The sequence below is a fragment of the Aeromonas sp. QDB18 genome, assembly GCF_027705325.1.
Classification (GTDB): domain Bacteria; phylum Pseudomonadota; class Gammaproteobacteria; order Enterobacterales; family Aeromonadaceae; genus Aeromonas; species Aeromonas caviae.
On sequence record NZ_JAPDBQ010000237.1, the window covers coordinates 1 to 2,965 of the forward strand.

Sequence of the window (2,965 nt, forward strand, 5' to 3'; positions counted from 1 at the left end):
GCATCATGCCTCCCTCATTTTTTAGCCCTGATACTACGTGGACTGGAACTCAAATTCTCTTAAGTGAACAGCATTGCTCGCAGTGCGAGGGCTTTTTCATGGGGCGCGGTGCCATCCTGTCCTGTCGTCTGGACTTGCCCGGTCGACGGGGCGGGAGGGCATCAGTAGTAGCCGGGATCGTCCGGATTGGGGCGGGTCTTGAAGCGGCGGTGCAGCCACATGTACTGCTCCGGTGCCTTGCGCACGGCGGCTTCAATCTCGCGATTGGCGCGGCTGGCGTCGGCCAGATCGTCGCCGCTCGGGTAGCCTTCCAGCGGCGCCCCTATATGCAGGGTGTAGCCCTCTTTGGTGCGGATGTTGTAGCAGGGCAGGGTGACGGTGTTCTTCACCCGGGCCAGGGTGGCGGTCCCCGTGATGGTGGCGGCCTGCACCACCGCGAAGTAGGGCACGAAGACGCTGGCATGGCTGCCGTAGTCGTGATCCGGTGCATACCAGAGGGCGTCACCGTTGCGCAGCGCCTTGATCATCCCCTTCACGTCCATCCGGTCCACTAGGTATTTGTTGGAGGCGCAGCGACCGTGGTACTGGGCGTACTCCAGCACCGGATTGGTGTTGGGGCGATAGACACCGACCCCGGGGCGCACCAGGCCGAAGCAGCGGGCATTGAGCTCCAGCGTCAGGAAGTGGCAGGAGAGCAGCAGCATCCCCTGGCCCTTCTCCATGGCGTTGATGACGTGCTCTTCCCCTTCCACCTTCATCAGGCGGCGCATCCGCCAGTCTGGCCAGAACCAGGCCATGCCCACCTCGAAGATGGCGCAACCCACGCTCTCGAAGTTCTGCACCAGGAGGGCTTCGCGCTCATCCCGGCTGAGCTCGGGCATCGCCAGCTCCAGGTTGCGGCGGGCAATCTTGACGCGGGATTTCAGCAGCTTGCGGGCCAGGGTGCCGAGCTGGCGGCCCAGCCACATCTGACTGCGCCAGGGCAGCAACACCAGCAGCCAGAGCAGGGAGAGGCCCAGCCAGCTCCCCCAGTAACGGGGATGGAACAGACGGGGTTCGAGGCGGGGAGCGTGTTCTTGGGCCATGAAGAGTCTCTTGTTCGCAAAGGCAAAGGGGGGAGTCCGACCGAACCGGGGGGCCTGTGTGGGGTGGCCCGGCGCGGATGCGGTCACTCGCATGTGGAGGATTCTATCCGAAAAGCGGGGGCGGGCGCGAATCGCCGTCATCTGGTCAGAGGGGGCATCAGGGGGCAGGGCCGTGCTTTTTTCACGCCCCGGAAAAGAGTGTGATAAAATCGGCCGCTGAATTTTTCAGGTTTTGAGAGCCGATACAGATGAAAATCACCCTGCCCGAGTTTGAAAAAGCCCGCATCCTGGTCGTTGGCGATGTCATGTTGGATCGCTACTGGCATGGCCCTACCGGCCGGATCTCCCCCGAGGCGCCGGTCCCCGTGGTCAAGGTCGAACACATCGAGGAGCGTCCGGGTGGCGCCGCCAACGTGGCGCTCAACTCCGCCGCCCTCGGCGCCCAGGCCGTGCTGCTGGGCCTGACCGGTCAGGATGAAGCCGCCGATGCCCTCGCCAGCCAGATGGCCGGGGTCAAGGTGGCCTGTGATTTCGTGCGCCTGACCGACTATCCGACCATCACCAAGCTGCGGGTGCTGTCCCGCAACCAGCAACTGCTGCGTCTCGACTTCGAAGAGGCCTTCCACGACGTGGATGCCAGCCTGCTGATGGGCAAGGTGGAGCAGGCGCTGCCCCAGGCGGACGTGATGATCCTCTCCGACTACGGAAAGGGCGCCCTCAACGACGTGCCCGGCATGATCCGGCGTGCCCGCGCCGCCGGTATCCCCGTGCTGGTCGACCCCAAGGGGACCGATTTCGAGAAGTACCGTGGTGCCACCCTGCTGACCCCCAACATGTCCGAGTTCGAGGCCGTGGTGGGCAAGGTGAAGGGGGAAGAAGACCTGGTCGCCAGGGGGCTGGAGCTGGTCAAGCGCTTCGAGCTGGATGCCCTGCTGGTCACCCGTTCCGAGAACGGCATGACCCTGATCCGCGAAGGGCAGCCCGAGCTGCACCTGCCGGCCCAGGCCCACGAGGTCTATGACGTCACCGGTGCCGGTGACACCGTCATCTCCACCCTGGCGACTTCCCTTGCCGCAGGCAAGAGTCTGGATGAGGCCTGCGCCCTGGCCAACACCGCCGCCGGCATCGTGGTCGGCAAGCTGGGGACCTCCACCGTGAGCCCGGTGGAACTGGCCAACGCCCTCTACACCGAGCAGGAGACCGGCTTTGGCGTCATGTCCGAGGCCCAGCTCAAGGTGGCCGTCCAGGCCGCCCGTCTGCGCGGCGAGAAGGTGGTGATGACCAACGGCTGCTTCGACATTCTGCACGCGGGTCATGTCTCCTATCTGGCCAATGCGGGCAAGCTGGGGGACCGCCTGATCGTGGCGGTGAACACCGACGAGTCCGTGCGTCGCCTCAAGGGGCCGGGTCGCCCGGTCAACCCGACCGAGCGCCGTATGACTGTGCTGGCGGCCCTGGGTGCCGTGGACTGGGTGGTCCCCTTCAGCGAAGACACTCCCCAGCGTCTGATCGCCGAGATCCTGCCAGACCTCCTGGTCAAGGGGGGCGACTACAAGCCCGAAGAGATCGCCGGTTACGCCGAGGTGACCGCCAATGGCGGCGAGGTGCGGGTGCTGAACTTCGAGGACGGCTGCTCCACCACCGACATCATCAAGACCATCCGCGAGCGCGGATAAGCGTAAAACCCGGCCAAGGCCGGGTTTTTTGATGGGGCTGCCGGGTCGGTGACATGGCCGCTGCCTGGCAGGCCCCGACCAACGCACTTCCAGCGGCGAACAGAGATGAAAAAGGCGACCCCGGGGTCTAATGCCAGTCAGTTAAGCCTGACTGGCATTGTTTTTACTAGGTTTTCTCGTCGCATACTTCTGTGGTTTGGCTTT

At 64.5% G+C, this 2,965-nt stretch carries 2 protein-coding genes; one reads left to right on the forward strand and one right to left on the reverse strand.

Annotated elements, in window-relative coordinates:
- Positions 1–161 precede the first annotated feature (161 nt).
- The gene (gene lpxL, locus OKC30_RS20350) at positions 162–1,085 is read right to left on the reverse strand and encodes an LpxL/LpxP family Kdo(2)-lipid IV(A) lauroyl/palmitoleoyl acyltransferase (RefSeq protein WP_160838321.1); all 924 of its coding nucleotides are present in this window, start codon (positions 1,083–1,085) and stop codon (positions 162–164) included.
- A gap of 248 nt (positions 1,086–1,333) precedes the next feature.
- Between lpxL and hldE the strand changes: the two genes are divergently transcribed.
- The gene (gene hldE / locus OKC30_RS20355; RefSeq protein ID WP_039039759.1) at positions 1,334–2,761 is read left to right on the forward strand and encodes a bifunctional D-glycero-beta-D-manno-heptose-7-phosphate kinase/D-glycero-beta-D-manno-heptose 1-phosphate adenylyltransferase HldE; all 1,428 of its coding nucleotides are present in this window, start codon (positions 1,334–1,336) and stop codon (positions 2,759–2,761) included.
- Positions 2,762–2,965 lie beyond the last annotated feature (204 nt).